Source organism: Paralteromonas sediminis, from assembly GCF_003820355.1.
In the GTDB taxonomy this organism is placed as follows: Bacteria; Pseudomonadota; Gammaproteobacteria; order Enterobacterales; family Alteromonadaceae; genus Alteromonas_F; species Alteromonas_F sediminis.
In genome coordinates this window covers 981594-999539 of sequence record NZ_RPOK01000001.1, presented here as the reverse complement: position 1 = coordinate 999539, position 17946 = coordinate 981594, and the positions used below count along the sequence as shown (strand labels likewise).

At 43.8% G+C, this 17946-nt stretch carries 13 protein-coding genes; 6 read left to right on the top strand and 7 right to left on the bottom strand.

The genetic code is table 11. The annotated features are described in order from the left end of the window. The first annotated feature begins 6 nt into the window (after positions 1-6). Positions 7-747 carry a UTRA domain-containing protein gene (locus DRW07_RS04535; protein ID WP_124026670.1) on the top strand — a complete coding sequence of 247 codons (741 nt, stop codon included), beginning with the start codon at positions 7-9 and terminating at the stop codon, positions 745-747. A gap of 9 nt (positions 748-756) precedes the next feature. Here the strand turns inward: DRW07_RS04535 and DRW07_RS04530 are convergent, their stop codons facing one another. The 4 genes from DRW07_RS04530 to DRW07_RS04515 all read right to left on the bottom strand — a co-directional run bounded on the left by DRW07_RS04530 (position 757) and on the right by DRW07_RS04515 (position 8472). After that, on the bottom strand, positions 757-3258 hold the full coding sequence (locus DRW07_RS04530) for a TonB-dependent receptor (protein ID WP_165870399.1): 2502 nt from the start codon (positions 3256-3258) through the stop codon (positions 757-759). Between the two features lie 103 nt (positions 3259-3361). Continuing rightward, positions 3362-5875 (bottom strand): bifunctional diguanylate cyclase/phosphodiesterase, encoded by a 2514-nt coding sequence (locus DRW07_RS04525; protein ID WP_124026668.1) that lies wholly within the window; start codon positions 5873-5875, stop codon positions 3362-3364. A gap of 117 nt (positions 5876-5992) precedes the next feature. Beyond that, on the bottom strand, positions 5993-6838 hold the full coding sequence (locus tag DRW07_RS04520) for a pirin family protein (protein WP_124026667.1): 846 nt from the start codon (positions 6836-6838) through the stop codon (positions 5993-5995). A gap of 92 nt (positions 6839-6930) precedes the next feature. Beyond that, a complete protein-coding gene (locus DRW07_RS04515) occupies positions 6931-8472 on the bottom strand; it encodes a GDSL-type esterase/lipase family protein (protein ID WP_124026666.1) in 1542 nt (513 codons plus the stop codon). Between the two features lie 185 nt (positions 8473-8657). On the opposite strand from DRW07_RS04515, the gene DRW07_RS04510 reads away from it, so the two are divergent. Both DRW07_RS04510 and DRW07_RS04505 read left to right on the top strand, forming a co-directional pair. Next, positions 8658-10583, top strand: coding sequence for a gamma-glutamyltransferase family protein (locus DRW07_RS04510; protein ID WP_124026665.1), 1926 nt, complete (start codon positions 8658-8660; stop codon positions 10581-10583). Positions 10584-10810: 227 nt separating this feature from the next. Continuing rightward, on the top strand, positions 10811-11218 hold the full coding sequence (locus DRW07_RS04505; protein ID WP_165870398.1) for an ester cyclase: 408 nt from the start codon (positions 10811-10813) through the stop codon (positions 11216-11218). A 263-nt stretch (positions 11219-11481) separates the two neighbouring features. Here DRW07_RS04505 and DRW07_RS04500 read toward each other — a convergent pair whose 3' ends face one another. Beyond that, positions 11482-12831 (bottom strand): serine hydrolase domain-containing protein, encoded by a 1350-nt coding sequence (locus DRW07_RS04500; RefSeq protein ID WP_165870397.1) that lies wholly within the window; start codon positions 12829-12831, stop codon positions 11482-11484. A 366-nt stretch (positions 12832-13197) separates the two neighbouring features. On the opposite strand from DRW07_RS04500, the gene DRW07_RS04495 reads away from it, so the two are divergent. Further along, positions 13198-14166, top strand: coding sequence for an AraC family transcriptional regulator (locus tag DRW07_RS04495; RefSeq protein ID WP_124026662.1), 969 nt, complete (start codon positions 13198-13200; stop codon positions 14164-14166). Here the strand turns inward: DRW07_RS04495 and DRW07_RS04490 are convergent. Beyond that, positions 14150-14605 carry a GNAT family N-acetyltransferase gene (locus tag DRW07_RS04490; protein ID WP_124026661.1) on the bottom strand — a complete coding sequence of 152 codons (456 nt, stop codon included), beginning with the start codon at positions 14603-14605 and terminating at the stop codon, positions 14150-14152. The two genes, DRW07_RS04495 and DRW07_RS04490, sit on opposite strands and share 17 nt — an antisense overlap. A gap of 384 nt (positions 14606-14989) precedes the next feature. Here DRW07_RS04490 and DRW07_RS04485 point away from each other — a divergent pair, with 384 nt between their 5' ends. Beyond that, positions 14990-15742, top strand: a complete 753-nt coding sequence (locus DRW07_RS04485; protein ID WP_124026660.1) for a DUF2268 domain-containing putative Zn-dependent protease — start codon at positions 14990-14992, stop codon at positions 15740-15742. A gap of 166 nt (positions 15743-15908) precedes the next feature. Then, positions 15909-16325, top strand: a complete 417-nt coding sequence (locus DRW07_RS04480; RefSeq protein WP_124026659.1) for an MAPEG family protein — start codon at positions 15909-15911, stop codon at positions 16323-16325. Between the two features lie 103 nt (positions 16326-16428). On the opposite strand, the gene DRW07_RS04475 is transcribed toward DRW07_RS04480, so the two are convergent. Continuing rightward, positions 16429-17919, bottom strand: coding sequence for a serine hydrolase domain-containing protein (locus tag DRW07_RS04475; protein ID WP_124026658.1), 1491 nt, complete (start codon positions 17917-17919; stop codon positions 16429-16431). Positions 17920-17946: the final 27 nt, after the last annotated feature.

The following is a 17946-nucleotide window of genomic DNA, read 5'->3' as shown; positions in this document are numbered from 1 at the left end:
ATTTAATTGACTCAAGGTGTAGGCGTCTCAGTGGGATTGGCGAAATATCAAAAAATCAGACAATGGCTGGAAGACGGCATCAATAAAGGTATCTGGCGTGATCAGTCACCACTTCCTCCTGAAACTGAAATTGCTGCACAATTTGGCACCAGCAGAATGACAGCCCGACGAGCCATCATGGAACTGGTCGCTGAGGACCGGTTACAAAGGCTCGCCGGTGTCGGTACGTTCGTTAAAACGAAAAAAGCGGCCTCTTCCCTACTGAAAATTAAAAATATCGCTGACGAGGTAAAAGACAGAGGCAACCAATACGCCAATCAGCTCTTGTTACTAGAAGACACGGCAGCACCGGCAAAGGCAGCAGCAGGGCTGGAAATCAAACTTAATACGCCGATTTATCATTCTCAGATACTCCACTTTGAAAACCAGCAGCCTATCCAATTGGAGTCTCGTTATATTAATAAGACATTGGTACCTGATTATGTTGAACAAGCGTTTAACAGCGAATTTACGCCAGCTTCCTTTCTACAAAAACACTATCCATTGACCAAAGTACTGTTTTACGTGGAGGCGAGAATTGGAAATGACTTTGAAAGTGATCAACTAGCGTTAGGTGAAGACAATGCTGTGCTGGTCATTTTGCGAAAAACATGGAGCAAAGAAGGGCTGATTAGCTACACCGAATTAGTGCACCCAGGACACGCCTATCAACTGGGAGGCGAACTCAACTTTTCCACCCAGTTTTAACACCTGACATCAAAATGATCGCTTCTCAAAAGTAACCCCGAATGTGCGCGTCATACCGGGATACGCCGCCACCATCTCATTATTCTTTACGACTGTTGATACGTAATATTCATTCGTCAAGTTTTTCACCCAAGCGTAGACTTTCCAGTCGTTTTCAAGATTAACCAGCCCAACCCTAGCGTTAAGTAACAAGTAGTTTGGTTGCGTAAATCTTTCATCATACTGGTACGGTTCGGGTGGGATAAATACCTCGACGGGGCTACCAATGAAGTCAGCTACCAAGTTTGTGGTAGTGGCATCAGCTTGAAAGTCGGCACTAAACTCGCTGGTAAAGGCACCATCTACGGCAATAAACGCTCTAAAATTGCTTTGCACATCCCATTCATATCTTGCCAGGAGATTAGCTTGTACCTCCGAGGTAAATGGCAAAGGTGACCCCGACAGATCCAGTGATTGACCAAGCTGGTTAAAGCCATTCCCTTCAGTCACTTTTGACTTCAGCACGCTGACCGCCGCATTGATATACAGATCTTCAATCGGGAACCACTGCAAATCCAGCTCCAGCCCTTGAACATAAGACTTATCGATGTTTCCCAAGGTAAAAGCCGTTCTAAATACAGGTATAGTCTTTTTGGTTAACAGTTGTTTGTCTTTGTAATCGTAGTAAAAGGCGCTAACGTTTAACTGCGCAAGATTGTCTGCTAACACAGTCTTTACGCCTATTTCATAGGCATCGAGCTGTTCTTGCACTACTGGGTCCAGTTGATTGGCCACAATCGCAGCCAAAGAGGGGTAACTCCCCGCTTTAAACCCTCTGCTGTAGGAGGCAAACAATGATGTTGAAGGTCGCCACTGATAATTCACAGCCAATCGCCATGACAGCGAGCTTTCATCAAGCGTATCATCTATGTTACCAACGCTTTGATTTTGCCCTCCAAAATCAATCACAGTCACACAGTCATTTACTTTGCCCCCAGAGTCTCCCCCACCAAAAAAGAACTGATTAAACAGGGCCAGACCCGCGCCATCAATATCTTTGGTGCACCCGTCATATGCAGCCTTATCATCTGAATAGCGAAAGCCGAGGGTATAAGTCAGTTCATCGCTAAATAGCCAGTCAACACTAGCAAACGCGGCCAGACTCGTGGTCGTCTGCTCAATTGCATTTTCCAGACTGTTAAAACCAAACCCCGAAGTAGGTAGGATATTCACATTAGTGGCTAATCCCCAGTCTTGAGTAGTGTCGTAGTCGACGACGCTACGGTTATAGTAGAGTCCAGCCACCCATATACTGCTCTCGTGCGTACGCGTAATTCTGAATTCCTGAGAAAAGGACTGTATATCTCCATGCTGAAAAACGTAATCGGAGGTAACATAGGTATCGTCAGGCAAATCAGCATTTCGACCGTGTAAATGCCCCTCGTAAAAGTCTTTTAACGTACCGCCAAATACGGTATCTAAGGAGCCACCTGTGAGGTTTCTAATATACCCAGCAGTCACACCGGCGGCGCCTCCACGTTCGTATTCGGACCCTTGATCGTTAAAACGATGAAAGCCCGATAGCGAATCGAACGATAATGCAGGTGATATATCATGCTTTACCTGCACCGACAGCGAAAGCATGTCATGAGCCAGCCTGGGACGCCGGTCAGCAGTCCAGTCAGCCGCACGAATATCACTGCCATTACCCGGGAACAATGAGGGATTAACCCGCGGATCAAGAATAGGTCCAAACACATCAAAGGAGGCATTTAGCGCATTGCCTGCTTTTGCTGCAATGTAATCAATGGCCTGTGGCGCAAGGCTCTCTGAAGCATCTTCATGATAATTGACACTGAGCAATGCCTGGGTATTTTCCTTGATTGCCCAGTCAACACTGACCCTTGCACTCATTTTATCCTGTCTTCCAAGGGTATCGTGTCGAGAAACACTTTGCTGCCAGCCTTCATAGGAACGGACTGCACGCACCGCAGCTCTGGCATTCAAACCATCGCTCAACGCACCTGTGACATAGCCTTCCACGTCAAACGTCTGATAATTGGCAAAGCTAACCGAATATCCTGACGCAAACTCTGACATCGGTTTTGCCGCTATGTAATTAATTGCGCCTGCTGTGGCGTTGCGTCCGAATAAGGTCCCCTGAGGTCCTTTCAAAACCTCGACGCGCTCAAGATCAAGATTTGCCCCCTTTGTCATAATAGGAAACGGGATAGCGACTTGATCCATATAGATCCCTACCGTGGCGGTTGCCTGTGCGCTAGACTCATTAAAGCCGACACCTCTTAATGTATAAACAGGAGGGCCAAAGGCGGTATCACTGTAATTCAATCCAGGGACAATATTCGCCAGTTCTGTGGTGTCTTGAATGCCTAGTCGGCGTAATTGTTCACTACTGAAAACTGAAACAGAAATCGGGATCTCATTGATTGTTTGTGTGCGTTTTTGTGCTGTTACCTCAATCACTTCAATTTTTGAGGTATCCTCATTTGCTAGTACATGACAAGCAGTCATACCAGCCAGCAATAAAATAAAAACGTTTAGCTTATAAACACAATGCAAAGACTGTCTCCCAACAGAAAAGCTTAGTGTCTTATTGATATAGCCAAAAACCCAGCTATTCGCCAACGGAATGGGTATGATTCTGATGAGAACGGCACTTTTCCACCAGTTCACTCAATGGAAGAGGTTTGTAAAAGAGGTAGCCTTGCACTGCATCACAGTGATACTCACTTAACAAATCAAACTGCGCTTGCGTTTCCACGCCTTCTGCAACGACTGAAAGATGACAGAACTCACCAATGGCAATGATAGTTTTCACGAGTGATTCACTGTGGCTGCTACTTAAGAATTTATCGATAAAGGAACGATCAATTTTTATCTCATTGAGAGGTAGATTGCTCAAGTAACTTAATGATGAGAACCCTGTACCAAAGTCATCTAAGGATATCTTAAAACCGTTATTTTTGAGTGCCTCCAACGTTGGCTGTACCACTGATAAATCAGAGATAAGTACGTTTTCGGTTATCTCTAGGGTAACCCATTGGCTATCCAGGCCCAGTTCACGACTGGCCTGCATGACAGAATCAACAAAGTCTGATTCCATAAGCTGTTTGGGTGAAATATTAATAGAAACATTCAAAGGCACCGGCAAGTTATCGTTGAGCGCCTTAATATCACTCATGGCTTTGTAAATAATGTAGCTGCCTAACTCTCTGATAATGCCCGTATTCTCTGCGATGGGTATGAAATCAGCCGGCGACACAGCGCCAAGCTTGGCACTGTTCCACCTTACCAAGGCTTCAACACCGATAATATCGCCAGATTTGACGCTGATCTGCGGCTGATAATGCACCGCTATTTCACCTTTATTCATGGCCCCGCGCAACTCAGTTTCAATGAGAAAGTCGCGTTTTACCTGCTCATCAAGCGCAGTGTTAAAAAACAGCGCCTGCCCTTTTTTAGCCGCCTTTGATTTGTACAAGGCAATGTCTGCTTTACTGATTAGAGCTTCCGTATCTTCGCCATCTTGCGGATAAACAGAAACACCGACACTGCCTGAGGAATAAATTGATTTACCTTTTAAATGGAATTCACGTTCAAACACGCGAAGTATTTTTTTCACTTTATTTTCAGCCTGAGCCAAATTGTCAAGCTCAGGGAAGCAAAAAATAAACTCATCGCCGCCAAAGCGTGCAACGCTGTCACCTTTATCAATTGTGCGTTTGAACACATCGCTTAGCAATTTAAGGAATTCGTCACCCACAGAGTGTCCATGAAGATCATTGATTTTTTTAAAGTCATCCAAGTCAACAAACGCCAATGCCAACATTTTGCCTTTGTCTTTTGATATCGCCACCCCCTGATGAACGTGTTCTTCTAACAGAGTTCTATTGGGGAGTGCAGTTAAAGCATCATGCAAAGCCTGATACTGGGACTCCAGTTTTATGCGATTTAGTTCTTGGAAGTCGTGGTTAATCTTCCCTTCATAGTCTGTGAAGCGGCGAGAAAGGTTTTTGGTAAGCAAAAGTGACATAACAACAAAAAACAGTGTCGAAATAGAACTCAGCCACAATAGCTCGTTGAGTTGTTGTTGATTTTGATTTTCAATTTCAGCTTCACGTTGGGCTAATTGCTCTGCTATTTCATCTTCATAAAAGCCCATGCCTACCGCCCACTGCCAATTGGGAACACCTTGGACAAAACTGATTTTGGGTTCACGGATGGAGGTTGAAGGCCTGATAAAATTATCATAACGAATAAAGCCACCGCCAGACTGAGCAAGCTGAATAAGGTCTAACACCGTTTTGGAAACATCAGGCTCGGGATGCTGTAAAATACTCTTCCCAACATACTCGTCATTGACATGTACCAGTCCAATACCGGCATTATTAAATACGAATGCGTAACCGTCTTCACCATAACGAATATTGGCAATTTCATTGAGAACACGTTGTTTAATATCATTTTCAACGTCTATGACATATTCACCCGTGCCAATAAACCAATCATAAGGGGCGAAGTGCTTACCAAAGCCAATTTTTTGAAACTCCTGTTGGGTGTTCCCGGGTTTCACAAACCACCAAGTGTAATAGGCTTCACCATTTTCCTTGGCCAGTAACCCCATGTCGCGAACGATGTAGTTTCCCCTCACGTCTTGCAGCGCTATTTTGTTCTGCCCTTCCATATCGGGCAGGATAGGATGCATTACACTCTCACCATCGGTTTTATAGATGAAAAAATAGCCCCTGCCATTATTAAACCTTAGGTCACGCAGTGCACTGGTGATCAGGTTAGTGACATATTGTTCTGATTTGTCTTTGTTAGCCTCATAAAGTCGGCTGGCAATTGTGTGCGCCTGATAGATTTGTGCTTTGATATTGTCTTTTAAAACAGCCTCGGTGCTTTTCAACTCAAAATTAATTTGCTGAATCAGCTGCTCTACTTGCGCTTTCATCATGCTCTTACGCGATTCAATAAAATCTGTTCTGAGTGCTTTAAGATCACTGTCGAGCTTTATTTTATTATTGTTAATAACAATTAAAATTGCGCTCAACGCAAAAGCAATAACAAGTATCGGCGGGATGAACCTGATAAGGCGCAAAAGCTTTTTATTATTGGCAACTTTCATATATGACCACTAAATTAACCGACAAGCTTGCGCTAGTTTTGTATTTGGAATAGTTATGGTCAGTAATTATACAGAAAAATAGAAAATGCTTAAGCGCCCTGTTTTATTCTTTGGATGTCAGTTTTTTACCTGACCAAAGAAACCTGATTGATAATCCCTGACTGCCTGAATCAGTTCTTCTTGCGTGTTCATCACAAACGGACCATGGTGCGCAACGGGTTCTTTAATTTGGTTAGCACTAAACAGCAGTACATTGACGTCTGTATGCTTGTCTGCGGTGAGGCTGAGTACTTCAACAGGCGACAAAATGAGCATTTCTGCGCCCCTTGACTCCGGTAACTCAAGTTTGCCTTCGTAGACAAGAACTGCCAGCAAATTGCCCTCAACACCGTTTAGCGTGATAGTTTCTGATTTTGGGATATGTATATCGGCTATCTTTGTATTGGCCGACGTGTGTTGAACAGCAGCATCAAGACGCTGATCTTGGAATTCCCATGTACCGGCGAGAGCGCGTAGCGACACGCCGTTGTTGTCCACAAATTGTGGATTTCCAGAATCATTACTGTCTTTGTACAAAGGATCCCGCATTTTGTCTTTTGCAGGCAGATTTATCCATATTTGAAAGCCGTGCAAACCCTCTTTTGCATCATTGAGCGGCATTTCAGAATGCAGAATTCCTTTGCCCGTGGACATCCATTGGGTGCCATATTGCTCTATGGCTTCTACATTACCCATAGAATCTCTGTGCTCAAAGCCCCCTTTCCTGATGTAGGTAAACGTCTCCATCCCTCTGTGCGGATGTGGAGGAAACCCACCAATATAATCGTCTGGGTTATCCGATCTCAGCTCATCGACCATCAAAATTGGATCAAGGAATGAATTAGAAAACCCGTCAATTCTTTTTATTTTTACGCCATCACCGTCTGCAGTGTGCCGCTGTGGTATTCTCTCAATGACTTTCATTGTGCATAGCCTATAAACTCAACAATTCGGTTAGGATAGCGAATTCGGAGAGAAACGATATCGCATAAATACGAACATCTTGTTCGAATTAATTAAACGCTTGCATCAGGGGCTAATCGCATTAACTCAGGCTTCAGCGCCTCCGCCCACACTCGGTATTGTGCGTCGGTAGGATGAAGCGCATCTTCCATCACCGATTCGGGGATTCTACCTTCGTTATCAACAAATAGGTGGGTGAGATCCAACCATTCAACATAAGGACGATGACGCAACCACCTAATCATTCTATTCACCTGATAATTGCGTTGCCGCTTCTTATCCTCATTGTTGCGTCCTGCCGGAAGAATTGCATGAATGACCACTTTTGCACTGGGCAGTTGTTGATGAATTAAGTCAGCGATTTCAGCGATGGCGGTTGCCGTCTCTTCTGGATCGTCAAAATGATGCCCCGTATTATTTGTGCCTATCATTAATAACACCCCTTGTGGAGAAAGACCGTCGAGTGCACCGTTTTGAATACGCCACAGCACGTGTTCTGTTCGGTCGCCGTTAAAACCCAGGTTAAACGCATTAATAGTATGCCTTTCCCACGCTTGGGTGATTGAATCGCCGATAAATACCCATTGCACCGAACCTGAAACCTTCGCAGCCTCTGCGCGCTTTTGCTGATGCCTTTCCATCCAGCCTGGTTTGTCATCATTGGCAGTGGGCATAAGAGCCCGACAAGGTGCTTGCTTGCGCTGTGCTATCAGCCCTTCTTTCACATTTTGTGGCAGCGCAAAGTAGTCATCGAGTGATACAGCTTTGTAGCTTGAATCCATCAAAGCTTGCATGGCCGTGAATAATGCAATGACATTGAGCTTTCGGGCAATTTGCCGGTTTGGATCATTGGGGTGTTCGCCTGATTCAATCAATATGGTGCTAATGCCTAAACCTGCCAAATTGTCACCAAAACAATGGGCACCAAAAGCATCATCGTATCGCGCAATCGAATCGGGGATCTGGTTTGAAATCGCCTTCCTCATGAGTGCAATTAATTGCATGGCACGGTGACGAGCAGCATCGATATTTTTTTCTTCGTTGAACGCGGGGGCTAAAAAAGCCATCGTTGCGTGATTAGTGGTATCACCTGCACTGTAAAAAGGGCTTTGGTCATGAAGATTGAACCCAACATGAGGTTGAAATGTTTTTGCTGCTTCGAATAACACACGTCCCTCTGGCGTGTTTAACAAGCGCGCGTCTCTATTGATATCGATGCCTTGCGCATTGATGCGCGTTTCGGCCTCTGCTCCGTCAGGATTCAGCATAGGGATAACCTTTAACGTAAAACTTTGCTTGAAGGTGTCAAAGTTAAAGGGGCCCTTATCTGCCAGTAAAAGCGAGAGCATGTCGAACACTGCGGCGGTGGCCGTTGGCTCATCGCCATGCATTTGTGTCCACGCCATAAGCCTAATGTCACCCTGTCCTAGGGTAATGGCATTGATGGACCTATTCTGATAAGAGCGGCCAATTTCCTCTACTACAACCCGTTTATCTTTGGACAAAGCAGCCAATAGCGGCTCGATATTTTTGCGCCTGATTTGCGCCACATTCAAGGGATCGCAGCCTGGTAGAGGGAGTGAATTATGTAACATGTCGTCCTAACGCGTTTATTGAAATTGAATTACAGGCAATACTACTTGTTTTATGCATTAAAGTTGAGACTCAAATCACCCGGATTCATGCATTATGCGTCTCATTAAAACTGAACATACTGCTGACTTGTTCCGTACGATTATTTGTCAATTACTTAAATACAAAAGAAACCATGGTCAACACAATGTTAAAAACCGAAAAAAGCAACATTGCCACGCGCTGCGCAATAACAGTGAGTAACCTGTTACTCGGCATCACACTTACCCTTGCCGCGTCAGGTCAGCTACACGCACAACAAATGAGTAAACCCGTATTACATGCAAAAAACTGGGTTGCAATAACAGGTAAACCATTGGGCACAACAGCGGGTGCAAAAATTTTTGAGCGCGGGGGTAATGCCGTAGATGCAGCCGCCGCTATGTTAGCGGTCACAGCTACCATGTGGGATGTACTTGGCTGGGGCGGTGAAACACAAGCGTTGATCTACAACCCACACACAAAAAAGGTTATCGGTATTAATGCATTAGGCGTAGCACCCACAGGTGCCACACCGGAATTTTTCCGTGAAAAAGGCATGTTGTACCCGCCAGAAAATGGCCCCCTTGCAGCTGTTACACCGGGTACACCTGGCGGATTAATGACCATGGTGGCTGAGTTTGGCAACCTATCTTTGGCAGACGTGCTTCAACCCGCCATTGAGATGGCGGAGGGTTATCCTATCGAAGCATCAGCAGCAAATAACATGGAACGTCGCCGGGAAATTCTGGCTCAGTGGCCTACGTCTCGTGCTGTATTTTTACCCCACTATGACCCAGAAAATCCCGAACAACGCGCCGCACCAAAAGCCGGCGAGATCTTTGTTCAATCCGATTTGGCAGCCACCTTGCGAAAGCTGGTAGAAACAGAACAACAGGCGCTAGCTCGCGGCATGAGCCGCAAAGAAGCCATTTATGCCGCTTATGATCGCTTTTACAAAGGCGATATTGCGGAAGAAATTGTTAACGCTACACGCGCATCTGGTGGACTGTTCACCAAAGAAGACTTAGCGAATTGGGAAGTAAAATTAGAAGAACCCGTTACGACCAATTACAGAGGGATAGACGTTTACAAACTTACCACATGGACACAAGGCCCAGTATTGCTGCAAACCCTCAACATACTGGAAGGCTTTGATTTACAGGCCATGGGGTACAACTCCAAACGCTATATTCATACCTTATACCAAGCAATGAACTTAGCATTTGCTGATCGCGACTTCTATTACGGCGACCCTTACGTGGGACCAGAAGAGCCCATTACAGGACTCTTGTCCAAAGAATATGCCGCTGAGCGAAGAAAACTAATTGACCCTGACAAAAACTTAACGGAGTACTTACCGGGCGACCCCTATCAATTTCAGCAAGGCGACAATCCATTTGAGGCGCTAAGGCAAAACTGGAAAGTCATTCCGCCCAGCGCAGAAGCAGAGGGTGAAGACGGCTTTCAGCTTGCTAATCAAATGTCTTTTGAAGAAGCGTTTCAGGCTGGCACAACCGCTATTCAAGCAGCAGATGCCGAAGGCTGGGTAGTCTCAGTAACGCCCTCAGGTGGCTGGATCCCAGCGTTTATCGCCGGTAATACCGGCATCGGTCTGAGCCAAAGAATGCAAAGCTTTGTGCTTGATGAAGCCTTAAACCCTTACAATGTTGTAACACCGGGCCAGCGCCCACGGGTTACATTAACGCCATCATTGGCGCTGAAAGACGGAAAACCCATTATGTCTTTCTCGGTACAAGGCGGAGATTTACAAGACCAGAACATGCTGCAGTTTTTCCTTGGCATGGTGGAATGGGGTATGAATGTGCAGCAAGCTTCAGAAGGCAAAGGCAACTTCATTAGCTATCAGATGCAAAGCTCTTTTGGCGCACATGATGCAGAGCCCGGTCGGCTGCAGGTCGCCAGAGACCATGTGACACCGTTTGTTAGAGACCGACTAGCAAAAATGGGTTACGACGTACAAATAGTCGACCGCGTATACAACCCCACCATGGGCATTTGGTTTGACTGGAAAAATGGCACTATGCAGGGCGGCGCCAGTGATCAAGGTGATGATTACGGTATCGCTTGGTAGCGCAGTGACGACTTAATTTATAGGCACCTCATAATCAATAAAAATCATTGATTGAGAGGTGCCTGTCCGTGGTAGTCGATTTAGCAAGTCGCCGTAGCAGGGTGTCGGAAAAAATAACGTATGTTCGAACGATAGGTGAAAAAAAACGAACGCAAAGCAAATCCTAAAAATGCAATGTGGCTTAACCTTACAAACCTCTGAACAGGCCAACAATAAGGTTAATCAAATTGAAATCACTAAACGTCGACATAGTAAATAGACTCATTAATGACGTCATCAATCAGGGTAACTATCACATCATTAAGGACATTGTTGATAATGACTATGTCTATCAAGCGGGCGAAATAAGCTTTGTAGGAAGAGATGCACTAGAAGACCTATTACGAACTTACAAGGCAACCTTTCCAGATTTACATATTTCAGTTATAGAACAAATCTCAACAGAAGATCGAGTTGTTACTCGTGGTCGACTAACAGGCACACAAATGGGGAGTTACCTTGATATACCTGCCAGTGGCAAGCAGGTAAATGTTGATGTTGCCATTTTTAGCTCTATTCGTAATGGCAAGATTGCGAAGGAATTCGAAATAATTGATGAATTAACCATGTGCCGTCAGCTAGGCGTCAATGTGTAGTAGTATAAGAATGCACCGTGGTGGTACTAACGAGGTATCACCACAGTTCTCTGGCCATCACAACTTTGTCATCCTATTAATGAGTCATTGCTGCACGAGAGTGCATGTACAACACCCTTCGTGTTTTCTTATCATGCAGTCAATGGCCCAATGTATATTTAGTGTGTCCCAAGTGTAAGTTCAGGGAAAAGAACAATAGCCCTGGGAAATAATTAGATAAAAGCGACTAACCCTAACGAGAGATGCCGCTCTTTGTCTTTTGTTTATTGCTTGTTGAACATGTAAATATCAGCCACACCACTTTGCTCAAGTCCAAGGGTATTCGCTTCTGGATCAAATATGAAATGTGCGCCTGTCTCTTCATTTGTGAACTTGTGATTGCCAAGGTAAATAAGCGGCTCAATGAAGCTATCATTTAATTGCGCATGTAATACACCCTCTTTCAGCGTGATCGTGAATTTTCCAGGGCCCTCGCCTTTGTACATACCAACGTATTTTTCAAGTTCTTTTGCCGTTATGCTCACACCATCAAAATTTGGAAATTCAAATGGCTCGTTAAAGTACATACTTAAAACATGAGTAAAAAGCGTGTTGATATTGTAGTCAATGGCGTTTGACATTATTGACACAACAAGTTGCTCTTCTGGGAAATAAATTGAAATTGAATGAAATCCGTCAATTGTCCCGCCATGCCCAAAGCCATTAATATTTTTGAAGGAAAATGGGAAAAGACCAAGGCCGACATTATCTCTAATCAAAGTCATCTTGTTGAGCGAATCGGCCGATATGATTTGCTCTTCAAAAAGTGCTCGAATAAAAACATTCAGGTCTTTCGGGGTGGTAACAATATCACCGCTTCCGATAGCGATAGATAAATCAGTTTCAGGAAATCGCTTCCAACCATCTTCATAAACATAAGAATAAGCTTGATCATTCTGGGTACGTTGGCCCGAGTAGGTATTTTGTAAAGCCAGTGGCTCAGCAATCTCTCTTTGCAGTAATGCTGCATAACTCAGTTGATAAACACGCTCTAAAATTTGTGAAAGTAAGAAGTAATTAGAGTTACTGTATTCATGACTACTGTCAGGCTCGAAGTTACTCTGATATTCCGAAATAAGACTGAGCAGTGACGCGGGTGACATGTTATCAGTTCTTACCTTCCAAAAAACTGGGTCTTTGGTGAAACTAGGAATACCGCTGCGGTGATTTAACAGTTGACGAATTGTAATTTTGGGCGCGTTCACAATTGAAGGAAAAAAGTGTTCTACCGTCATATCAAGGGATAACTTCTTGTCCTCTACCGCTTTCAAAACTAGCGCCGAGGTAAACATTTTGGTAATAGAGCCACCTCGATATTTTGTGCCTAAATTTGAGAGCGTCTGACTATCAATATCGCTATACCCAAAAGCGCTGGAATAAATATCTCTACCCTGTTGCGTAACAGAAACACTACCCATGAATTTATTGTTTGCATAAAATTCTTCGAATAGATGGTCCATTTTGCTTGAAAAAGATTTTCCTTCTAACCCACTCTCTACACTAGGCCCTTCACCCTTACCATCGCAAGAAGCCAGAAATACAACGGCAACTAAAAACAGATAAAACCTTTTCATTTGCATATAGCTCACTCTCACTTTCATTAACCCCGAAGACTACATGACTGTTTATATAAAAAGCATTCATGCAATAGTATCCTGATCAGACTGTTTTACTTCTAAGACAATCAGATAAACTGACTAAACGTGAGCCGAAGTATAGGGCATTTATTTATGCATTCATTTGCCGTTAAAACAAAAATAATGTCCGATCGTACAATATGTGTAAAACACAGGGGGTCTACCTATAGACATGCAAATAACAGCTCAACAAAAGCGAATCGATGGCTTTAACGCTTCTAAAGTACTGACCAGCCCAGGCAAATAGACAAACATCATGCAATTAATTATTCTTGGCAGCAGATTACTTACACTAAAAAATAAATGCCCACGAACCAGCCGCCTAAGACGAATAAGCCGGTAAGCGAGTCACTGTATGGTCAGTTACTCAGCCAAATGTCCTTGGATAGTCTTTTTTTTATTCGGTCAAGGTTACAAAGTCCTTGGTCAATAGACTATCCCCCCATTAAAAATTGCATGATATTTCATCGCGTAATGGAAGGCGAAGCGAGCGTTGAGACGTCGAACGAACACTATGTTTTAAAAAGGGGCGATTTCACATTACTGCCGCTTGGAAAAGGCCACATACTCTCTGATGGTAGTGGCACAGAACCTGTTCCTTTATTCGATTTACCCATCAATATAGCGCCCGGGCGCTATGAAAATCTGCACTTCGGCGGAAACGGGGGTAAGTGCAGCCTCATATGCGGCGCGGTGACCTTTACGCATCCGCTGACAAAGAGGTTAATTAAGTCACTGCCTTCTTCAATTACTGTTCATTCAACCTCATCACAGGTTAGTCACACTATAAAAACCATAAGCGAATTAATTGCAGATGAGGTCACTAATTTGAACCCGGGCACAACGGGGGCGACATCTAAGCTTGCTGATTTACTGGTGATAACAGCCATTAGAGACCACCTGGACAAGGCCTCGACTGATACGCCAACATGGTTAGGCGCATTAAAAGACCCCCGAATTACTAAAGCGATCGAATTAGTTCATGAATCGCCTTCCCGACATTGGTCTATTGCTGAATTAGCGCAGGCTGTTGGTATGTCAAGAACAGGGTTTGCTGTGCAATTTAAGCAACTGGTAGGGAATTCGCCGATTGACTATCTGACGGAGTGGCGAATGTCGCTCGCCTACTCTGCAATAAAACAAACTAACAAGAGTATCATTGCGATTGCTTTGGACTTTGGGTACCAATCTGAATCTTCATTTACCCGGGCATTCAAAAAAGTTATCGGGCGTACCCCTGGCGAAATAAGACGAATTAAAGCGCTAACTTAAACCCTTCGTGCGTCGCCTTAAAACCAAGTTTTTCATAAAACCTTATAGCATCAGGGCGCTGCTTATCACTGGTGAGTTGAACTAAACGACACCCCTTACTCCTAGCTTTTTTGATAGCAAATTCAAACATCCTCTCGCCTAAACCTTGCCCCCTGAAAGCTTCATGAACGCGAACGCCTTCAATGAGGCAACGCCAACTACCAATATGGGTTAAATAAGGAATAAAGGTCATTTGAAGCATACCAACTACGTTTCCATCAAGCTCAACAACAATTAACGCATTATTTGGGTCGCTGTTGATAGCTTCAAAGGCTGATAGGTAAGCATCATTAAGTGGTAACGTCGCGTCTTCTCGTTGGCTGCCCAGTGGGTCACTGGATAAAAGAGATACCAGACTCTCTAAGTCTTGCAATTTAGCTGAACGGTAAACAAGGTCCATAGAGGCTTCCTTCATAGTGTCTTGTGGCCCACTCATTATTGATGGATAAGTGGTGACAACTTGTATAAGTTACGGCTGTCCTTCTTTAGTAAATCGTCCAACCTACTGTGATCCCACCAAGTTTGCTGAATTGAATGCAGTACTCATATCATTAGATAAGAACAAAAAAGAAAAAGTAGCGCAATGGCATTTCATCTGAAAAGAACGAGCTGCACTAAAAAATGAACCATCTGTACATCAATCTGCAGCTATACACGCTACTTTTAACACTCTGAAAATGTATAACCGTGCAGTCAAGATACTGTGACCGCGGATTCGGCGATGCCGGCATCATTAAAAGCGTCGTGCTCTTAAACAGAAGTACTCACAACCAGAGGATTAATAATGGGTTTACTAAAATTACCGTGGGTTGGATTGATAGCTATGGCCATTTTCTTCACGCCGGCGTTAGCACATGCTTCATCTGTGCCAGGAGCAAATCCTGACATCCTATTTGAATATAAGGATGATAAGTTAACGAAAACTGAAAAAGCTCAACTCGAATCAATAGTCACCTTTGCCGAGAGAGATGTCCGCGCCTTTTTTCCAAAGATGACAAAACAGATTATTTTCACCATCGAAACTGTAGATTGGGATTTAAATATTGTGGGCGGAATCACAGGTATGGCAACTAACCATACCCCCGTCGGCAAGATCAATCTCATGCTTTCAGACTATGGCAAAGGTGGTATTACTCGCGCGATTGAAAACGGCTTGCGGTCTACGGTTTTGCATGAATTGCATCATGTCGCATCGGGATGGACTATCGAAGATAATAAATTCGGACCTGGCATTCACATAGCAACTGCAAACGAAGGGTTAGCGACAGTTTTTTCGGAACTGCTAAGTGGTCAAGCCTTCGATATGCTCCTTGATTCAGACAACGTGGATGAGTGGATAAAAGAAATCCTGACACTACCAGACGACGCCAACTATATGCATTGGGTATCTGGCGAACATCCTGACGGAAGAATGTTTATTGGCTATAAGGCCGGTAGACACCTCATTTATCGAGCCATGCTAAATACCAATAAAAACATAATCGAATTAAGCCGTGAGCCAATATCTTCACTTTATGAATATGCAGGATATAGATAATGAAATAGGTATTTTAAAAGCGGTTTATTCCATCAATCAATCGAGGTTTTCAGACAAAGATACTGTAGAGTTTTGAACGATTAAGCGAACAAAATGTACGTCGCGCAAAGTATGGCTTCGCATTATTGATTAGTGTTATCGAAAACCTAATGCATGAGCAAACACAATGAATACCGAAGTCATCTTTTATCCCGTATTAGCACAAGTTTTTCTTGTTATATTTCTTTTCATGCTTCTTGGTAAGCGAAAACTCAACGCTGCGAAAAACAAGAGTGTGGATTTAAAGCAGGCGGCTGTGAATAACAAAGCCTGGCCTAGTGATGTTGTATTAGTGTCTAACAACATCGCAAACCAATTTGAAATCCCTGTATTGTTCTACGTGCTTTCCCTAGTCACTTACATGACCAACAGTGTTAGCTTTATAACGGTAACATTTGCCTGGCTATTTGTGGCTGCCAGATACTGCCATGCTTTTGTCCACGTGACTAACAATCGAGTACCAATCCGTTTTCGTTGTTTTCTAGTTTCTGTACTGATGGTTATTTTGATGCTGGTGACTACGTCAATTCACATTATCGTTTAACAGAATATCGCTAAACGCAAAACAATCAGGTAAAAGCCGAATGTCGAGGAGGGCTGCGTTTCACCCTCCTCTTTAGTAAATATTCAGATTAACGAGTATGAGGTTAAATCGAATTTAACGCCTCTAATTCACTTTGTCTTTTGTCGTAATCAGTATGAGCGGGGAACTTTATTTGCATTATCCTCAATAACTCAACCGCGTTGTCTACATCGCCTAACGTAGCATGTGCCTCTGCGAGGCTGTCATAAGTATTAGGTGATTCAGGGAAAGTACTGTTGTTAAATTTGAAGACCTTAATCGCCGCTTTCGCTTTATCTTTTTCAAGAAGCAAATAGCCCAATTGATTTAGCATACGTTCATCAATGACATATTGCGTATTGCTCTGATCACTTGCCTTTGCAAAAATTGAAGCAGCAAGCGTTTCATCAGCGTCCATTAAGACCGGATACAAAGCGTGACTTAAGCTCTGTTTTACCGGCGCCACGGTTTTATCCGCAAGAATTGCATTCAAACCATCTAACACTTCATCGATACCGTCATGCGAGTTATTGTTAGTTAACATGACAATGGTTTGACCTTGGTCAGGATATAGCGCAAACCCAGCCTTAAAGCCCCGCCAATCGCCAGAGTGCTTAATTGCAGTTTTGCCATCTTTAGACGGCTTAAGCCCCCAACCGAATCCATACTCCTTTACTTTATTATCGCCATACATTGTGTGGCGAGTGGCCTGTGTCCAACTATCTTCAGAAAATAATTGTTGCGCCATTATCGCTTTCGACCACGTAAATAAGTCTGTCGCGGTAGAATAAATACCACCACTGCCCACTAAAAAATAATGAGGGATTTGATCGAAACGTCTTCTTGCACCGTCAAATCGCGCTCTGAAACCATAACTTCGCTGTGCATTGAAGTCAGCACTTGTACTCGCACCATAAACTCGGGTTCCTTTCATATTGAGAGGTTCAAAAAATTCTTGCTCCATGAACTGGCTGTAAGCGAGCCCACTGACCCTCTCTATAACGCTGGCAAGCAAATAGTAGCCTGTATTGCTGTATTTCCAGTCGGTGCCAGGTTTAAAGTATTCAGTTGGATGCTGGGTAGCAAGAACAGAAATTAGCCTTTGATTCGTTATTGGGTAATCAACTTTGTCTTGGCGATACAATTGAGTGAAATACTTCATTACCTCAGGGATACCTGAGGTGTGGTTTAATAAGTGCCTTAGGGTAATACCAGGATAGTCTATCTCCGGAATATATTTTTTAAGTGGATCATCGAAGCTTAATTTGCCTTGATCCCTCAGACGCATAATCGCTGCTGCTGTAAATTGTTTGGTAACGGAACCAATATCAAATGCGTGATGTGTCGTCAGTGTGGTGTCATCTTTCGTGCCGACAATTCCATAAGCTCGGTGGTGGATAATCTCCCCCTTATCAGCGATTAAGAAAACGCCGTTGCATACTTTTACTTCCTCACAGTGTTGTAAGTACTCATCCATTTTTTTGTGTGTTTCACTAGCATGAATGGGCAAGCAAGATAGGCCGAATAAAAGGCTTCCCACCAACAATAAATTGGTCATCTGGTTTAGTTTTTTCATTCTAAGGTCACTCCTATTTAACTATTT

Excerpts from the sequence above, each read along its gene's own strand:
- DRW07_RS04530 (WP_165870399.1), bottom strand. The coding sequence starts at position 3,258 with ATGACTGCTTGTCATGTACTAGCAAATGAGGATACCTCAAAAATTGAA.
- DRW07_RS04525 (WP_124026668.1), bottom strand. The coding sequence starts at position 5,875 with ATGAAAGTTGCCAATAATAAAAAGCTTTTGCGCCTTATCAGGTTCATC.
- DRW07_RS04520 (WP_124026667.1), bottom strand. The coding sequence starts at position 6,838 with ATGAAAGTCATTGAGAGAATACCACAGCGGCACACTGCAGACGGTGAT.
- DRW07_RS04515 (WP_124026666.1), bottom strand. The coding sequence starts at position 8,472 with ATGTTACATAATTCACTCCCTCTACCAGGCTGCGATCCCTTGAATGTG.
- DRW07_RS04510 (WP_124026665.1), top strand. The coding sequence starts at position 8,658 with ATGTTAAAAACCGAAAAAAGCAACATTGCCACGCGCTGCGCAATAACA.
- DRW07_RS04500 (WP_165870397.1), bottom strand. The coding sequence starts at position 12,831 with ATGAAAAGGTTTTATCTGTTTTTAGTTGCCGTTGTATTTCTGGCTTCT.
- DRW07_RS04495 (WP_124026662.1), top strand. The coding sequence starts at position 13,198 with ATGCCCACGAACCAGCCGCCTAAGACGAATAAGCCGGTAAGCGAGTCA.
- DRW07_RS04490 (WP_124026661.1), bottom strand. The coding sequence starts at position 14,605 with ATGGACCTTGTTTACCGTTCAGCTAAATTGCAAGACTTAGAGAGTCTG.
- DRW07_RS04485 (WP_124026660.1), top strand. The coding sequence starts at position 14,990 with ATGGGTTTACTAAAATTACCGTGGGTTGGATTGATAGCTATGGCCATT.
- DRW07_RS04480 (WP_124026659.1), top strand. The coding sequence starts at position 15,909 with ATGAATACCGAAGTCATCTTTTATCCCGTATTAGCACAAGTTTTTCTT.
- DRW07_RS04475 (WP_124026658.1), bottom strand. The coding sequence starts at position 17,919 with ATGAAAAAACTAAACCAGATGACCAATTTATTGTTGGTGGGAAGCCTT.